Below are 16684 nucleotides of genomic sequence, written 5' to 3' on the forward strand. Positions count from 1 at the left end.
CGGCCCGCTTGGCGTCCTGCCGCTCAGCTTCCCGCCTGGGTCTGCTGCTACAGGTCTTGAAGGGCTTCAAGGGTCTGCAGCAGCACCCGGACCTTGGTCATGGACTCTTGATATTCGGCTTCCCAGTCTGAATCGGCGACGATGCCGCCACCGCCCCAGCAGGCGATCTGGCCGTCGAGTGCCAGCAGGCTGCGAATGGCGATCGAGCTGTCCATTTCGCCCCGGACGTCGAGGTACAGCAGCGATCCGCAATACAGCGCCCGGCGGGTGGGCTCCAGCTCATCGATGATCTGCATCGAGCGAATCTTCGGCGCACCGGTGATCGAGCCACCAGGAAAGCTGCCGCCGATCAGGTCCAGCGCATCCCGGCCATCGGCCAACTCACCCGTGACCGCGCTCACCAGATGGTGCACGTTCGGGTAGCTCTCCAGGCTGAACAGCTCCGGAACCCGCACTGAACCGATCCGGCAGGTGCGGCCCAGGTCATTGCGCAGCAGGTCGACGATCATCAGGTTTTCGGCGCGATCCTTCGGACTGGCCAGCAGTTCATCGGCGTAGGCCTTGTCTTGGGCCGCGTCCGTGCCCCGAGGCCTTGTACCTTTGATCGGTCGGGTTTCGACCTGACGCTGGCTGACTTTGACGAAACGCTCCGGCGACAGGCTCAGCACGGCGCCGTTGTCGGGAAGGCTCAAGTACCCAGCGAAGGGCGTGGGACAGGCGACACGTAGCGCCTGATACGCAGCCCACGAATCGCCGCGGTACTGCGCGCGAAAACGCTGGGCGTAGTTCACTTGATAGCAGTCGCCAGCCTGAATAAACGCATGAATTTTCGTGATGGCCTGACGGTATTGCTCGGCGCTGGTGTCGGCGCTGAAGGGGGTTGTCAGGCGGAAGACGGCGTCGTTATCAATTGGTGGCTGTTCGAACAGACCGATCAGCCGCGCACGTTGGTCAAGGCTGAGGGAAGGGTGAAACACCAGTTGGCTGGTCCGTTGCTGATGATCGCTGATCAGCGCCCATGCATAGAGGCCCAGGCGCGCAGACGGCAAGTGCAGGTCGTCGATGGCCCTGCTCGGCAGCGGCTCCAGCAAACGGCCGAAGTCATAGGCCAGATAGCCAATCAGTCCACCGGCGAACGGCAATGTGCTGCTGTCCGGCAGATCCGCGTTGCCGAGTTTCTTCAGGCTGTCTCGCAGCCGTTGCAGAAAGGCCGCTCCGCTTTCAGCCACCTCGGGCGAGAGGGTATCGACTGGCCAGGCGCTGAGTATGTCGAAACGACCCCTATCCGCCTCGGGGCGTCCACTGTCCAGCAGCACGGCGCCGGGAGCATGGCGAATCAGCGAGAAATACCCGGTCGGGTCAACGTGGTAGGCGAGCGGGTGTACGGAACAGATTGGCATGGGAGCAGAAAACAGTCGTGGCGCGCGGACGGCGATTGTAGTCCTCCGGCGATCTGGCTCCTAGAGGTGTGTCGGAATTGGATGAGTGCACGCCGTTCTCCTGTCCCTGTAGGAGTGAGCTTGCTCGCGATGGCGGTAGTCCCAGTCGCTGGGTGTTCATCAGATACACCGCAATCGCGAGCAAGCTCACTGCTACAAATGGGGGAAGCGTTCAGACGTGGCCAAACAATTCCTGAACGAACTTCACTCGCTCTTCCGGGCTGTCATGTCGGCCTTCGGCGGCCAGTGCATCGAGTCGTTGTTCCACGGCCAGGGTGCGATGGGTCAGCCCGCAGTCATTGGCGATCTGGATGTTCAGGCCGGGGCGCGCGTTGAGTTCGAGGATCAGCGGGCCACGGTCCTGATCCAGCACCATGTCCACGCCGATATAACCCAGCCCGCACAACTCGTAGCATTCTGCCGCCAAGTGCATGAAACCGTCCCAGTTCGGCAACTGAACGCCGTCCACCGCGTTGGTGGTGTCCGGGTGTTTGCTGATGATGGTGTTCAGCCAGGTGCCGCGTAGGGTCATGCCGGTCGCGAGGTCGACGCCCACGCCGATCGCGCCCTGGTGCAGGTTGGCTTTGCCGCCGGACTGGCGTGTCGGCAGGCGTAGCATGGCCATCACCGGGTAACCCATCAGGACAATGACCCGAATGTCGGGGACGCCTTCGTAGCTGATGCTTTTGAAAATCGGGTCGGGTGTCACCCGGTATTCGATCAGTGCCCGGTCGCGATGGCCGCCAAGGGAGTACAGGCCGGTGAGGATGCTGGAAATCTGGTGCTCGATCTCCTCACGGCTGATCATGCGCCCGGAGATCGTCCGGAAACGGCCTTCGAAGCGATCGGCGATGACCAGAATGCCGTCGCCCCCCGCGCCTTGCGCCGGTTTGATCACGAAGTCGTTGCGCCCGCCGATGATGTCGTCGAGGCGGCTGATTTCCTTTTCGGTGGAGATGATTCCGTACATCTCCGGCACGTGAATGCCGGCCGCGATAGCCCGCTCCTTGGTGATGATCTTGTCATCGACGATGGGGTACAGGCTGCGTTTGTTGTATTTGAGCACGTAGTCGGCGTTGCGCCGGTTGATGCCCATGATTCCCTTGGCTTCGAGCGCCTTCCAGGTCTTCCACCAGCCGATCATTTGGCGTTTTCCCGTTCGGCGTCTTCCTTGATGAACGCCTTGAAGCGGATCAGTTCAGTCAGGCGGTACCCGCGATAACGCCCCATCGCCAGCATGAACCCCACCAGAATCAACAGGATTGCCGGGAAGGTGAACACGAAGTAGATGAACTCCGGCACGCTCATGATGATGTGCGCCAATGACGCGGCGAACAGGGTACCGATGGCGACTTTCATGGCGTGGCCGCCGCCGCGTTCTTCCCAGGTGATCGACAGCCGTTCGATGGTCATGGTCAGGATCACCATCGGGAACAGCGCCACGGACAGCCCGCGTTCCAGCCCGAGCTTGTGGCTGAGCAGGCTGATCGCCGCGATCAGCACCACCACGAAGGTCAGCACTACGGACAACCGTGGCAGCATTTGCAGCTTCAGGTGTTCGAGGTAGGAACGCAGCGAAAGGCCCAGTGCCGTGATGATGGTGAACAGCACGATGCCGAACCCAAGCTGAGTCTCGCGAAAGGCCAGCGCGATCAGCACCGGGGTGAAGGTCCCGAGCGTCTGCAGGCCAATCAGATTGCGCAGGATCAGGATCACCAAAACGCCGATCGGGATCATGACCATGATCATGAAGGTCTGCTGGGTTTGCAGCGGCAGGCCATACAGCGAGTATTCGAGGAAATCGGCGTCGGTGTTCTCGTCGGTCAGCTTGGCCAGACGGATGGCGTTCATCTCGCTGTTGTTCAGGCTGAAGTTGACGGTCGCTTTCTTGCCGCCCTCGACGGTGATCAGGTTGTCGTCACCCACCCACCACAACAGGCGGTCCTGGGGCAGCCCGGCTTCGCCGGTTTCCGGGTTGAAATACAGCCAGTCCTTGCCATTGAAGCTGCGCAGCCACAGCTCCGGCATCTGCGGTTGATCGGCCACCAGGCGAATGGTGTGCACTTTTTCCACCGGGACATGGGCCACGGACAGCAGGATTTCGGTGATCCGGGCCTTGTTCTGCACCGACGTGTCGCCGGCCAGCAGCAGCTTGACGTTGTCGTCGCTCAGATTGTTGACCCGCCGAATGGCTTCGCTGACGAAGGTTTCGACGTCAGCCGAATGCTGGCGAATGGGGGCGAGCAGAGCATCGGCGGCAATCTTCTCCGGGCCTTCCACAGCGATGCTGTCGCGGAATATCGGGCCCTTGACCTTGGCTTTGTCACCGCTGTAGCGCTTGGTCAGCACCAGTCGGTAGTACAGCGTCTGGTTGCCCGTGGCGCGTCGGGCGGACCAGGTGACCTTGCGGTTGCCGTCGGCGCGATTGACGTTCACGCCATAATTGTTGGAGATGAAGCTTTCGTTGAGGCTGATGTAGTCCCGCGACAACGGCGGCACGTACATCTGCACCTTGACCGAGTCCTTCGGGTTGGCGACGAATTCGACCTTGGCGTCGATGTTCCACAGGTCGTCGGTTTCGTCTTCGGTCACCGGGATGCCGAGTACCAATATCTGATAGGCCGTGATGGCGATGCCCAGGGTGACCAGGGTCGCGATCAGGATTTTCAGATGGAGGGTAAGAGAGCGCATGTCATTACTCTGCGGTTTGAGCATCGGTGATGCAGGCGGGTTTGCCCGCTGCATATTTAAGGCTTGGATCGACCAGCGCGTCGAAGTGCTTGAGGGCTTCAGAGCCAATCAAAAGCGGGTATTGGAATGCACTTCGGTCGGTCAAGTTCACTTCTATGGTTCGCGAAGCGCTGCCCATGCACACGTCGAGGCTGATGACGGGGCGTGAGGTGTATTTCTTTTCATCGTCAGGGTCGACGTCGCCCGCTCGGCGCTTGATCTTGCTGAGCCGTGCGAGGGGGCGTTCGATGGGGTGTTCGTGGGCATCGTCGATGGCCAGGTAGAAACGCACCCACGATTCGCCGTCGCGCTTGAAACGCTTGATGTCGCGGGCGCTGAGGGAAGCGGTTTTCGCACCCGTGTCCAGTTTCGCCGCCACTTGCAGATCGATGCCGCTGAGCTCGGCGTACTCGTTCAGGCCATAGACGGTCTTGCCTGCGGCCACACACAGGTCGCTCATCAAAAGACCCGGCAGGTACAGACACAGCAGGAAGAGGAGGGGGTGGCGGCTCATAGGTCCTGATGCGGTAAGGGGAACGAGAAGCGGCTTTGACGTCAGTTCAGGGTCTGGAAGTGTTGCAGGCCGCGGCTGGCGGGACATCCATGTGTTGCCCCGGATGTCGGGCGAGTGCGGGCGGCATTCTAGCATGTAGGTTTTGTGGCGCCAGCGAACAGCTGGCAGCAGTGAGCGTAGGACAAATCGTCATAGCGAGGGGTTATGAGCAGATTGTCGACAGTCCCGAAAATGTCTTTGACGTAATCATGCGTTTTCGCTAGCTTTAGCCTCATTACGCAATAAGGTGTCGACAATGCTGGATACTGCCGAGAGTAATGCTGCGGTTCCGGTCGATTCGGAAACGCTGTCCGAGAACGTGTTTCGCCGGATTCAGGCCGCGATCGTCAAAGGGGACATCGCCCCTGGCAGCAAGATATCCGAGCCGGAGCTGGCCCGGACATACGGCATCAGTCGTGGTCCGTTGCGCGAGGCCATTCATCGGCTGGAAGGGCAGCGCTTGTTGGTGCGCGTGCCCCACGTCGGCGCACGCGTCGTTTCCCTCAGTCATGCCGAACTGGTTGAACTCTATGAAATCCGCGAGTCGCTTGAAGGCATGGCCTGCCGTCTGGCGGCGGAGCGCATGACTGTCGAAGAGGTCAACGAGCTGCGCCATGTGCTGGAAACCCACGAGCGCGACCCGGCGTATCAGGCAGGTGTCGGCTACTACCAGCAGGAAGGCGACTTCGACTTCCACTACCGGATCATCCAGGGCGCGCGCAACAGCACCCTGACCCAAATGCTCTGCGGCGAGCTGTACCAGCTGGTGCGCATGTACCGCATTCAATTCTCAACGACGCCCAACCGTCCGCGTCACGCCTTTACCGAACACCACCGGATTCTCGATGCCATCGCCGATCGTGATGGCGAACTGGCCGAATTGCTGATGCGCCGTCACATCGGTGCGTCAAAACGCAACATCGAACAGCACTATCAAGCACAGGCTCATCAAGCTACCCCTGCCCGAGGTGAACAATGACTTCAAGAACGACTCCCGGCCAACGCTTCCGAGATGCCGTGGCGAACGAGCATCCATTGCAAGTGGTGGGCGCGATTAACGCCAACCACGCGCTGCTCGCGCAACGTGCCGGGTTCAAGGCGATTTACCTGTCCGGCGGCGGCGTGGCAGCGGGTTCTCTCGGCGTGCCGGACCTCGGCATCACCGGGCTGGACGACGTGTTGACAGACGTGCGCCGCATCACCGATGTCTGCGACCTGCCGCTGCTGGTGGACGTGGACACCGGGTTCGGCGCGTCAGCGTTCAACGTGGCGCGTACCGTGAAGTCGATGATCAAGTTCGGTGCTGCTGCTATGCACATCGAGGATCAGGTCGGCGCCAAGCGCTGCGGCCACCGCCCGGGCAAGGAAATTGTCTCGCAGCAGGAAATGGTCGACCGCATCAAGGCCGCCGTCGATGCGCGCACCGACGACAGCTTCGTGATCATGGCCCGTACCGACGCGCTGGCGGTCGAGGGGCTGGAATCGGCACTGGATCGCGCCGCCGCATGCATCGAAGCGGGCGCCGACATGGTGTTCCCGGAAGCCATTACCGAATTGCAGATGTACAAGCTGTTCGCCTCCCGCGTGAAGGTGCCGATTCTGGCCAACATCACCGAATTTGGCGCGACCCCGCTGTTCACCACCGACGAACTGGCCTCCGCCGACGTGGCGCTGGTGCTGTATCCGCTGTCGGCGTTCCGCGCCATGAACAAGGCGGCGGAAAACGTCTACAACGCGATCCGTCGCGATGGCACGCAGAAAAACGTGGTCGACACCATGCAGACCCGTATGGAGCTGTATGAACGCATCGATTACCACGCCTTCGAACAGAAACTGGACGCACTGTTTGCGCAGAAGAAAAGCTGAATGTATGTCCCATTTCTGTAGGAATGCTTGCTCGCGATGGCGGCTGTTCAGTTGGCATCCATGTCACTTGGCGAGACCCCATCGCGAGCAAGCTCACGCCTACAAGGGGCCGTGATCATCAACACCGAATTGCCGATTCCCTTAAAACGACAAGATTGGAGACAGCAATGGCTGAAGGAAAAGTATTGAGCGGTGCTGGCCTGCGTGGCCAGGTGGCTGGACAAACGGCCCTGTCGACCGTGGGCCAAGCCGGTGCCGGTTTGACCTACAGGGGTTATGACGTGCGTGAGCTGGCGGCTGACGCGCGTTTTGAAGAAGTCGCCTACCTGCTGCTGTATGGCGAGCTGCCGACCCAGACTCAGCTCGACGGCTACCTGAGCAAACTCAAAGGCCTGCGCGATCTGCCCAAGGCGTTGAAAGAAGTGCTGGAGCGCATCCCTGCCGATGCGCACCCCATGGACGTGATGCGCACCGGGTGCTCGATGCTCGGTAACCTGGAGCCGGAAACCAGCTTCGATCAGCAGCGCGATGCCACCGACCGACTGTTGGCCGCATTCCCGGCGATCATGTGCTACTGGTACCGCTTCAGCCACGAGGGCAAATGCATCGACTGCGTGACCGACGAGCCTTCCATTGGCGGCCATTTCCTCAAGCTGCTGCTGGACAAGACCCCAAGCGAATTGCATCGCAAGGTCATGGACGTTTCGCTGATCCTCTACGCCGAGCATGAATTCAACGCCTCGACTTTCACTGCCCGGGTCTGCGCCTCGACCCTGTCGGACCTGTTCTCATGCATCACCGCTGCCATCGGCACCCTGCGCGGTCCGTTGCACGGCGGCGCCAACGAAGCGGCGATGGACATGATCGAGAAGTTCTCGTCTGCCGAAGACGCGGTTCAGGGCACGCTGGGCATGCTGGCGCGCAAGGACAAGATCATGGGCTTCGGTCACGCGATCTATAAGGACAACGACCCGCGCAACGAGGTGATCAAGGGCTGGTCGAAAAAGCTGGCCGATGAAGTGGGAGACACCGTCCTGTTTCCGGTTTCCGAAGCCATCGACAAGACCATGTGGGAACAGAAAAAGCTGTTCCCCAACGCCGACTTCTACCACGCCTCGGCGTATCACTTCATGGGCATCCCGACCAAGCTGTTCACGCCGATTTTCGTTTGCTCGCGCCTGACCGGCTGGGCTGCTCACGTGTTCGAACAGCGTGGCAACAACCGCATCATCCGTCCGAGCGCCGAATACATCGGCGTCGAACAGCGCACGTTCGTGCCCATCGAACAACGCTGAATTGTGGGAGGTCCGTACCGGATCGGGATACACCGCAGGCCCTGTAGGAGTGAGCTTGCTCGCGAAGGCGATCATCAGATGACATCTCAGTCGGCTGGGAAATCGCCATCGCGAGCAAGCTCACTCGTACAAGAAGGGTGGTGTGTGTACAGATTCAGCGGCGGGCCTGCCCCTTTAACCACCGTGACCGAGTCCCGATGATGAACACTGAATTCCGCAAACCGCTGCCCGGCACTTCGCTGGATTACTTCGACGCCCAGGCGGCTGTCGACGGAATCAAGCCGGGTGCCTACGCCACATTGCCCTACACCTCCCGCGTGCTCGCCGAAAACCTGGTGCGCCGCTGCGACCCGACGACCCTGACCGCGTCGCTGACGCAACTCATCGAACGCAAGCGCGACCTCGACTTCCCCTGGTTTCCGGCGCGCGTGGTCTGCCACGACATCCTCGGCCAGACCGCGCTGGTGGACCTTGCCGGTCTGCGCGACGCCATCGCCGACATGGGCGGCGACCCGGCGCAGGTCAACCCGGTGGTGCCCGTGCAGTTGATCGTTGACCATTCGCTGGCGGTCGAATGCGGCGGTTATGACCCGGATGCCTTCAACAAAAACCGCGCCATCGAAGACCGCCGCAACGAAGACCGTTTTCACTTCATCAACTGGACCAAGCAAGCGTTCCAGAACGTCGAAGTGATCCCGCCGGGCAACGGCATCATGCACCAGATCAACCTGGAGCGAATGTCGCCGGTGATCCAGACGCTGAATGGTGTAGCGTTCCCGGACACCCTGGTCGGCACCGACAGCCACACGCCGCACGTCGATGCACTGGGGGTGATTGCCATTGGTGTCGGCGGCCTGGAGGCGGAAAACGTGATGCTCGGTCGGGCTTCGTGGATGCGCTTGCCGGACATCATCGGGGTCGAGCTCACGGGCCGTCCGCAGCCCGGCATCACCGCCACCGACGTGGTTTTGGCGCTGACCGAATACCTGCGCAAACAGAAAGTCGTCGGCGCGTACCTCGAGTTCTACGGCGAAGGCGCCCGTGCCCTGACCTTGGGTGACCGGGCGACCATTTCCAACATGGCCCCGGAGTACGGCGCGACGGCGGCAATGTTTGCCATCGACCAGCAGACCATCGATTACCTCACGCTCACCGGCCGCGACGATCAGCAGGTCAAGCTGGTCGAAACCTTCGCCCGACACACGGGCCTGTGGGCAGACAGCCTGACGAGCGCCGAATACGAGCGCGTGCTGAGCTTCGATCTGTCGAGCGTCGTGCGCAACATGGCCGGGCCATCGAACCCCCACGCACGGGTCGCCACATCTGATTTGGCCGCCAAGGGCATCGCCAGCGCCTGGCAAGAAACCCCCGGCCTGATGCCGGATGGCGCGGTGATCATCGCGGCCATCACCAGTTGCACCAACACCAGCAACCCGCGCAACGTCATCGCGGCGGGGCTGCTGGCACGCAACGCCAACAGGCTCGGCCTGACCCGCAAACCATGGGTCAAGTCCTCGTTGGCACCCGGTTCGAAAACCGTGGCGCTGTACCTGGACGAAGCAGGCCTGACGGCCGAACTCGAACAACTGGGGTTCGGCGTTGTGGCGTTCGCCTGCACCACCTGCAACGGCATGTCCGGCGCGCTGGATCCGGTGATTCAGCAGGAAATCATCGACCGCGACCTGTACGCCACCGCAGTGTTGTCGGGCAACCGCAACTTCGACGGGCGCATTCATCCTTACGCCAAGCAGGCCTTTCTCGCTTCGCCGCCGCTGGTGGTGGCCTACGCCATTGCGGGCACCATCCGCTTCGACATTGAGAAAGATGTGTTGGGCATCGGCGCCAACGGTGACGAGATCCGCCTGAAAGACATCTGGCCGAGCGACGAGGAAATCGACGCAGTGGTCAAGGCGTCGGTCAAGCCGGAACAGTTCCGTCAGGTCTACATCCCGATGTTTGCCATCCACGAGGACACTGGCCCGAAAGTCGAGCCGCTGTACAACTGGCGTCCGGCGAGCACCTACATCCGGCGTCCGCCGTATTGGGAAGGCGCACTGGCCGGGCAGCGCACGCTCAAGGGCATGCGCCCGCTGGCCGTGTTGCCGGACAACATCACCACCGATCACCTGTCGCCGTCCAATGCGATCATGCTCGACAGCGCGGCGGGTGAGTATCTGGCGCGCATGGGCCTGCCGGAGGAGGATTTCAACTCCTATGCCACCCACCGCGGTGACCACCTGACGGCGCAACGCGCCACCTTCGCCAACCCAAAACTGTTCAACGAAATGGTCCAGGAAAACGGCAAGGTCAAGCAGGGTTCGCTGGCGCGGATCGAGCCGGAAGGCCAGGTGACCCGCATGTGGGAGGCCATCGAAACCTACATGGACCGCAAGCAACCGCTGATCATCATCGCCGGGGCCGACTATGGCCAGGGTTCGTCCCGCGATTGGGCGGCGAAAGGCGTGCGTCTGGCGGGTGTAGAAGCCATCGTCGCCGAAGGCTTCGAGCGCATTCATCGCACCAATCTGGTGGGCATGGGCGTGTTGCCGCTGGAGTTCAAACCGGGCACCAACCGCACCACGCTGGGCATCGACGGCACCGAAACCTTCGACGTGATCGGCGCGCGTACGCCGCGGGCCACGCTGACGCTGGTCATCCAGCGCAAGAATGGCGAGCGCGTGGAAGTCCCAGTTACCTGTCGTCTGGACACGGGTGAGGAGCTCTCGATCTACGAAGCGGGCGGCGTGTTGCAGCGCTTTGCTCAGGACTTCCTCGAATCGTCCGCAGTGGCGTGACGAACTCTGGGCGCGACTTTTGGGGCGCGCCCAGGCTTCTATAAAGGAAAACGATTTCATGGCTCATACAGCGCAAATCAAAATCCCCGCGACCTACATGCGCGGCGGCACCAGCAAAGGCGTGTTCTTCCGCCTGCAGGACCTGCCTGAAGCAGCACAGATCCCAGGCTCGGCCCGCGACGCGCTGCTGCTGCGGGTCATCGGCAGCCCCGACCCCTATGCCAAACAGATCGACGGCATGGGCGGCGCGACGTCGAGCACCAGCAAGACTGTGATTCTGTCGAAGAGCATCAAGGCTGACCACGACGTCGATTACCTGTTCGGTCAGGTGTCCATCGACACGCCATTCGTAGACTGGAGCGGCAACTGCGGCAACCTTTCGGCAGCAGTCGGGCCGTTCGCCATCAGCAGCGGGCTGATAGATCCCCGTCGCGTGCCGCAAAACGGCGTGGCCGTGGTGCGCATCTGGCAGGCCAACATCGGCAAGACCATCATTGCCCATGTGCCGATCACCGATGGCGCGGTGCAGGAAACCGGCGACTTCGAACTCGACGGCGTGACCTTTCCCGCCGCTGAAGTGCAGCTGGAATTCATGGACCCGGCCGCGGAAGAAGAGGGCGCAGGGGGCTCGATGTTCCCCACGGGCAATCTGGTGGACGATCTGGAAGTGCCGGGTGTTGGCACCTTCAAGGCAACCTTGATCAATGCCGGCATCCCGACGATCTTCGTCAACGCCAGCGACATCGGCTACACCGGTACCGAGCTGCAGGACGCGATCAACGGCGATCCCCAGGCCCTTGATCGCTTCGAAACGATCCGTGCCTACGGCGCAGTGCGCATGGGTCTGATTGCTCAAGTCGAAGACGCCGCCAAGCGTCAGCACACCCCCAAGGTCGCTTTTGTCGCAAAACCACGTGACTACGTATCGTCCAGCGGCAAGCGCGTGTCTGCGCACGACACCGATTTGCTGGTCCGGGCGATGTCCATGGGCAAGCTGCACCACGCGATGATGGGGACCGCCGCGGTGGCCATCGGCACAGCCGCGGCCATCCCGGGAACGCTAGTGAACCTGGCTGCCGGTGGTGGCGAGCGCAGTGCCGTACGCTTCGGGCATCCGTCTGGAACACTCCGGGTGGGCGCCGAGGCAGAAATCGTTGACGGCGAATGGTCGGTGAAAAAAGCCATCATGAGTCGCAGCGCGCGGGTATTGATGGAGGGGTTCGTCAGGGTGCCACAGGATAGCTTTTAACGTGCCCCGAAACCTGTAGGAGTGAGCTTGCTCGCGATGCGGTTGCACAGTCGCTATGAGTGCGTCTGATGCGCCGCCATCGCGAGCAAGCTCACTCCTACAGAAATCTCGGCTATATCAATCCAATCCCATACGCGCCAGCGCGCGGCGTACAGGTTGAAATGGGTCAATGAGTCTTCATTTGAACCGCCGCTCCACCCCTTTCTCCACCAGCACCTTTGCCGAAATTTCCTCGACCGAAAAATGCGTGGAGTTGATGTTTGGGATGTTCTCTTTGCGGAACAGATTCTCGACTTCACGCACTTCGAATTCGCACTGGGCGAAGCTCGAATAGCGGCTGTTCGGCTTACGCTCATGGCGAATGGCGGTCAGCCGGTCCGGGTCGATGGTCAAGCCGAACAGCTTGGAGCGATGCTGTTTCAGCGCTGCGGGCAGGGTCAAGCGCTCCATGTCGTCTTCGGTCAGCGGATAATTCGCCGCGCGAATGCCGAATTGCATGGCCATGTATAGACAGGTAGGTGTCTTCCCGCAGCGCGAAACACCCACCAGAATGATGTCGGCCTTGTCGTAGTAATGGGTGCGGGCGCCGTCGTCGTTGTCCAGCGCGAAGTTCACTGCCTCGATCCGCTCCATATAGTTGGAGTTGTGGCCGATGGAGTGCGATTTGCCCACCGAGTAGGAAGAGTGTGAACTAAGCTCCTGCTCCAGCGGGGCGAGAAACGTCGAAAAAATGTCGATCATGAAGCCGTCGGACGTCGCCAGGATCTCGCGAATGTCCTGATTGACGATGGTGTCGAAGATGATCGGACGGACTTCGTCCTTCTCGGCCGCCTTGTTGATTTGCGCGACCATGGCCCGGGCTTTCTCGACGCTGTCGATGTAGGGCCTCGTGAACTTGTTGAACGTAATGTTTTCAAACTGCGCGAGCAGGCTCTGGCCAAGGGTTTCGGCAGTGATGCCGGTGCCGTCGGAGATAAAGAAAGCGGATCGTTTCATTTGCGCCTAGGGCCTTAAGCTGGTGACGATTCTTGGATATCATAGGCGTGCTTGCGAGCCATGACTGGCCGCATTCTACCTTTTTCAAGATGCAGATTTTCAGATCCAGACCACACGCGTGCAGAATTCCGGTTTCCCTATGATTTCAGCACCCATGCTTTTCCCAACAACAAATCGGTTAGTGGAGAGATCACCTTGGTAGAGTACGTAGTTTCCCTCGATAAGCTCGGCAAGCATGATGTTGAGCATGTGGGGGGCAAGAACGCATCCCTCGGCGAGATGATCAGCAACCTGGCGGGCGCAGGCGTTTCCGTCCCCGGAGGCTTCGCCACTACAGCTCAGGCCTATCGTGATTTTCTTGAGCAGAGTGGTCTGAACGATCAGATTCACAAGGCACTCGATGCCCTGGATGTCGACGACGTCAACGCACTGGCGAAAACCGGCGCGCAGATTCGTCAGTGGATCATGGAGGCCGAATTCCCCGAGCAGCTCAACGCTGAAATCCGCACTGCCTTCGCCGCGCTGTCGGCAGGCAATCCGGACATCGCCGTTGCCGTGCGTTCTTCCGCCACCGCAGAAGACTTGCCTGACGCGTCCTTCGCCGGTCAGCAGGAAACTTTCCTCAACATTCGCGGCGTCGACAACGTGATCCGCGCCGCGAAGGAAGTCTTCGCGTCGCTGTTCAACGACCGCGCCATTTCCTACCGCGTACACCAGGGCTTCGACCATAAACTGGTCGCGTTGTCCGCTGGCGTCCAGCGCATGGTCCGTTCCGAAACCGGCACCGCTGGCGTGATGTTCACCCTCGACACCGAATCCGGTTTCCGTGATGTCGTGTTCATCACCGGCGCCTATGGCCTGGGCGAAACCGTCGTACAGGGCGCCGTCAACCCGGACGAGTTTTACGTTCACAAGGGCACGCTCGAAGCCGGGCGTCCAGCGATCCTGCGCCGCAACCTGGGCAGCAAGGCGATCAAAATGATTTACGGCGACGAAGCCAAGGCCGGTAAATCGGTCAAGGTCATCGACGTCGAGCCCGCCGATCGCGCGCGTTTCTGCCTGACGGACGAAGAGGTCAGCAATCTGGCACGCCAGGCGATGATCATCGAGAAGCACTACGGGTGCCCGATGGACATCGAATGGGCCAAAGACGGTGACGACGGCAAGCTCTACATCGTTCAGGCTCGCCCTGAAACCGTGAAGAGCCGCACCTCGGCCAATGTCATGGAACGCTACCTCCTCAAAGAGAAGGGCACTGTGCTTGCCGAAGGCCGCGCCATCGGTCAGCGCATTGGCGCGGGCAAGGTACGAATCATCAAGGACGTGTCCGAAATGGACAAGGTTCAGCCCGGCGACGTGCTGGTCTCCGACATGACCGACCCGGACTGGGAACCGGTGATGAAACGTGCCAGCGCTATCGTCACCAACCGTGGTGGCCGTACCTGTCACGCGGCGATCATCGCCCGTGAACTGGGTATCCCGGCCGTCGTCGGTTGCGGCAACGCCACCGAGCTGCTGAAAGACGGCCAGGGCGTGACCGTTTCCTGCGCCGAGGGCGACACCGGCTACATCTTCGAAGGCGAGCTGGGCTTCGACATCAAGCAGAACTCCGTCGATGCCATGCCGGAGCTGCCGTTCAAGATCATGATGAACGTCGGCAACCCCGACCGTGCGTTCGATTTCGCCCAACTGCCCAACGCCGGTATCGGCCTGGCGCGTCTGGAATTCATCATCAACCGCATGATCGGCGTGCACCCTAAGGCGCTGCTGAACTACCCGAACCTGCCGCTGGACATCAAGGAAAGCGTCGACAAGCGCATCGCCGGTTACGCCAATCCGGTGGATTTCTACGTCGACAAACTGGTGGAAGGCATCAGCACGCTGGCCGCGGCGTTCACGCCGAAGAAAGTCATCGTGCGGCTGTCGGACTTCAAGTCCAACGAATACGCCAACCTGATCGGCGGCAAGCTGTACGAGCCTGAAGAAGAAAACCCGATGCTGGGCTTCCGTGGCGCGTCGCGTTACATCAGCGAAAACTTCCGCGATTGCTTTGAGCTGGAATGCCGTGCCCTCAAGCGCGTGCGCAACGAGATGGGCCTGACTAATGTCGAGATCATGGTGCCGTTCGTGCGTACCTTGGGCGAGGCGAGCCAGGTGGTTGATCTGCTGGCCGAAAACGGCCTGGCCCGTGGCGAGAACGGCCTGCGCGTGATCATGATGTGCGAATTGCCGTCCAACGCCATTCTGGCGGAAGAATTCCTCGAATTCTTCGACGGATTCTCCATCGGCTCCAACGACCTGACCCAGCTGACGCTCGGTCTGGACCGTGACTCGGGGATTATCGCGCACCTGTTCGACGAGCGTAACCCGGCGGTCAAGAAGCTGCTGTCCAATGCCATTCAGGCCTGTAACAAGGCTGGCAAGTACATCGGCATCTGTGGCCAAGGACCTTCCGATCACCCGGATCTGGCGCGCTGGCTGATGGAGCAGGGCATCGAAAGCGTGTCGCTGAACCCGGACTCGGTGCTAGAAACCTGGTTCTTCCTGTCGGAAGAAGACGCTCCAAAATGATGTAACATGCCGGCCCGTTTCGGCGGGCCGGGCCATATGAAAAGGGCGGTCTCAGTGATCCGCCCTTTTTTGTGATTTTTTTTAACCCGGGTTTCATCCTGGAACGTCAGCGCCGGGACAGCTCTAGCAGGCGATTTCCGATCCGGCGCCATTTTTTGAGTCAAGCACACGCACTATGCAAAGCAGCAGTTTTCTCTTCCCTGTGGCCCTGATCAGTGCCGAGCGACGTGGCGATCTGATTGAGGACGTCTACCGCCTCAAACCCGGCAACAGCCCGGACTTCACGGTCGAGCTGGCTGTGACGCGTCTGGGTTTGGTGGCAACGCCCGACGTGCGTGGCGTGCCGGTCATCCTCTTGCACGGCAGCTTTTCCAACCGGCGTTTCTGGTATTCCCCTAAAGGTATTGGTCTGGGCGCCTATCTGGCGCGGGCCGGGTTTGACGTGTGGATTCCCGAGATGCGCGGCCACGGCCTGTCGGCCCGCAATGAAGCCTATCGCCATAACCGGGTGGCGGATTACGCCCGCTACGATCTTCCGGCCATCGCTGCATTCGTCACCGAGCAGAGCGGGCAGGTGCCGCACTGGATTGGCCATTCCCTCGGCGGCACCACTCTGGCCGCAGCCCTCGGCGGCCACTATCTGGACGCCCGTCACGCCGCGTCGGTCGCGTTGTTCGGCAGTCAGGTGACCCGCAGCCTCTGGCCGCTCAAGGTTCCGCCGCTGACGTGGGGCGCGCGCCTGGTGCTCAAGCGCTTCGAACATGTTTCTGGCCCACGATTCAAACGGGGTCCCGAAGACGAACCGATGGGTGTGATCCTTGAAAGCCTTGGTTGGCATAGTCTGTTCGGTCGGTTTGGCGACAAGAAGGACGACTGGTGGTCAGGTCTTCGTCATGTCGAGGTGCCCGTCCTGTGCGTGGCAGCCGTTGGCGATCATCAGGATCCCGAGTGGGCGTGCCGCGCGTTGTTCGAGCAGTTCGGATCTGAAGACAAGGCATTCCTTCTTCTGGGGCGCGAACAGGGTTTCACCGAGGATTTCGGCCACGTTCAAATGTTGGTTAGCAAAGCGGCTCAAGCCCAGGTCTGGCCGCGAGTCGCAGAGTGGCTGAATCGTCGAAGCGCAGCCGTACAGCCTGAATCAACGCTGAACATGTCGGCAACTTGTTGAGCCCGAGGCGAGCAGGCATTCC

General features: G+C 60.9%; 12 protein-coding genes. 7 read left to right on the top strand and 5 right to left on the bottom strand.

From position 1 onward, the window contains the following. Positions 1 to 47: 47 nt before the first annotated feature. From pabB to B3N48_RS15505, 4 genes are all read right to left on the bottom strand, one after another. Entirely contained in the window at positions 48 to 1400 is a 1353-nt protein-coding gene (gene pabB, locus B3N48_RS15490; protein WP_296185179.1) for an aminodeoxychorismate synthase component I, read from the bottom strand. 211 nt (positions 1401 to 1611) lie between these two features. Continuing rightward, complete coding sequence (locus B3N48_RS15495; protein ID WP_296186148.1) at positions 1612 to 2580, bottom strand: alpha-L-glutamate ligase-like protein; 969 nt, start codon at positions 2578 to 2580, stop codon at positions 1612 to 1614. After that, a complete protein-coding gene (locus tag B3N48_RS15500; RefSeq protein ID WP_296185181.1) occupies positions 2580 to 4130 on the bottom strand; it encodes an inactive transglutaminase family protein in 1551 nt (516 codons plus the stop codon). Before B3N48_RS15500 ends, B3N48_RS15495 begins: the two co-directional genes overlap by 1 nt. Positions 4131 to 4134: 4 nt before the next feature. Beyond that, positions 4135 to 4683: an ATP-dependent zinc protease gene (locus B3N48_RS15505; RefSeq protein WP_414704247.1), complete on the bottom strand. Its 549-nt coding sequence runs from the start codon at positions 4681 to 4683 to the stop codon at positions 4135 to 4137. A 295-nt stretch (positions 4684 to 4978) separates the two neighbouring features. Between B3N48_RS15505 and B3N48_RS15510 the strand changes: the two genes are divergently transcribed. From B3N48_RS15510 to prpF, 5 genes are all read left to right on the top strand, one after another. Beyond that, on the top strand, positions 4979 to 5701 hold the full coding sequence (locus B3N48_RS15510) for a GntR family transcriptional regulator (protein ID WP_296185184.1): 723 nt from the start codon (positions 4979 to 4981) through the stop codon (positions 5699 to 5701). Beyond that, positions 5698 to 6588 (top strand): methylisocitrate lyase, encoded by an 891-nt coding sequence (gene prpB / locus B3N48_RS15515; protein WP_296185186.1) that lies wholly within the window; start codon positions 5698 to 5700, stop codon positions 6586 to 6588. The genes B3N48_RS15510 and prpB overlap by 4 nt, the downstream gene beginning before the upstream one ends. Before the next feature lie 167 nt (positions 6589 to 6755). Continuing rightward, entirely contained in the window at positions 6756 to 7883 is a 1128-nt protein-coding gene (prpC, locus tag B3N48_RS15520) for a bifunctional 2-methylcitrate synthase/citrate synthase (protein WP_296185189.1), read from the top strand. A 200-nt stretch (positions 7884 to 8083) separates the two neighbouring features. After that, positions 8084 to 10678, top strand: a complete 2595-nt coding sequence (gene acnD / locus B3N48_RS15525) for a Fe/S-dependent 2-methylisocitrate dehydratase AcnD (protein ID WP_296186153.1) — start codon at positions 8084 to 8086, stop codon at positions 10676 to 10678. A gap of 58 nt (positions 10679 to 10736) precedes the next feature. Then, complete coding sequence (gene prpF / locus B3N48_RS15530) at positions 10737 to 11927, top strand: 2-methylaconitate cis-trans isomerase PrpF (RefSeq protein WP_296185190.1); 1191 nt, start codon at positions 10737 to 10739, stop codon at positions 11925 to 11927. A gap of 177 nt (positions 11928 to 12104) precedes the next feature. Here prpF and ppsR read toward each other — a convergent pair whose 3' ends face one another. Next, positions 12105 to 12923, bottom strand: coding sequence for a posphoenolpyruvate synthetase regulatory kinase/phosphorylase PpsR (gene ppsR, locus B3N48_RS15535; protein ID WP_296185191.1), 819 nt, complete (start codon positions 12921 to 12923; stop codon positions 12105 to 12107). 195 nt (positions 12924 to 13118) lie between these two features. On the opposite strand from ppsR, the gene ppsA reads away from it, so the two are divergent. After that, on the top strand, positions 13119 to 15494 hold the full coding sequence (ppsA, locus tag B3N48_RS15540; RefSeq protein ID WP_296185193.1) for a phosphoenolpyruvate synthase: 2376 nt from the start codon (positions 13119 to 13121) through the stop codon (positions 15492 to 15494). Between the two features lie 175 nt (positions 15495 to 15669). Further along, positions 15670 to 16662, top strand: coding sequence for an alpha/beta fold hydrolase (locus B3N48_RS15545; RefSeq protein WP_296185195.1), 993 nt, complete (start codon positions 15670 to 15672; stop codon positions 16660 to 16662). Positions 16663 to 16684: the final 22 nt, after the last annotated feature.

Origin of the sequence: Pseudomonas sp. UBA1879, assembly GCF_002338065.1 — a bacterium.
In the GTDB taxonomy this organism is placed as follows: Bacteria; Pseudomonadota; Gammaproteobacteria; order Pseudomonadales; family Pseudomonadaceae; genus Aquipseudomonas.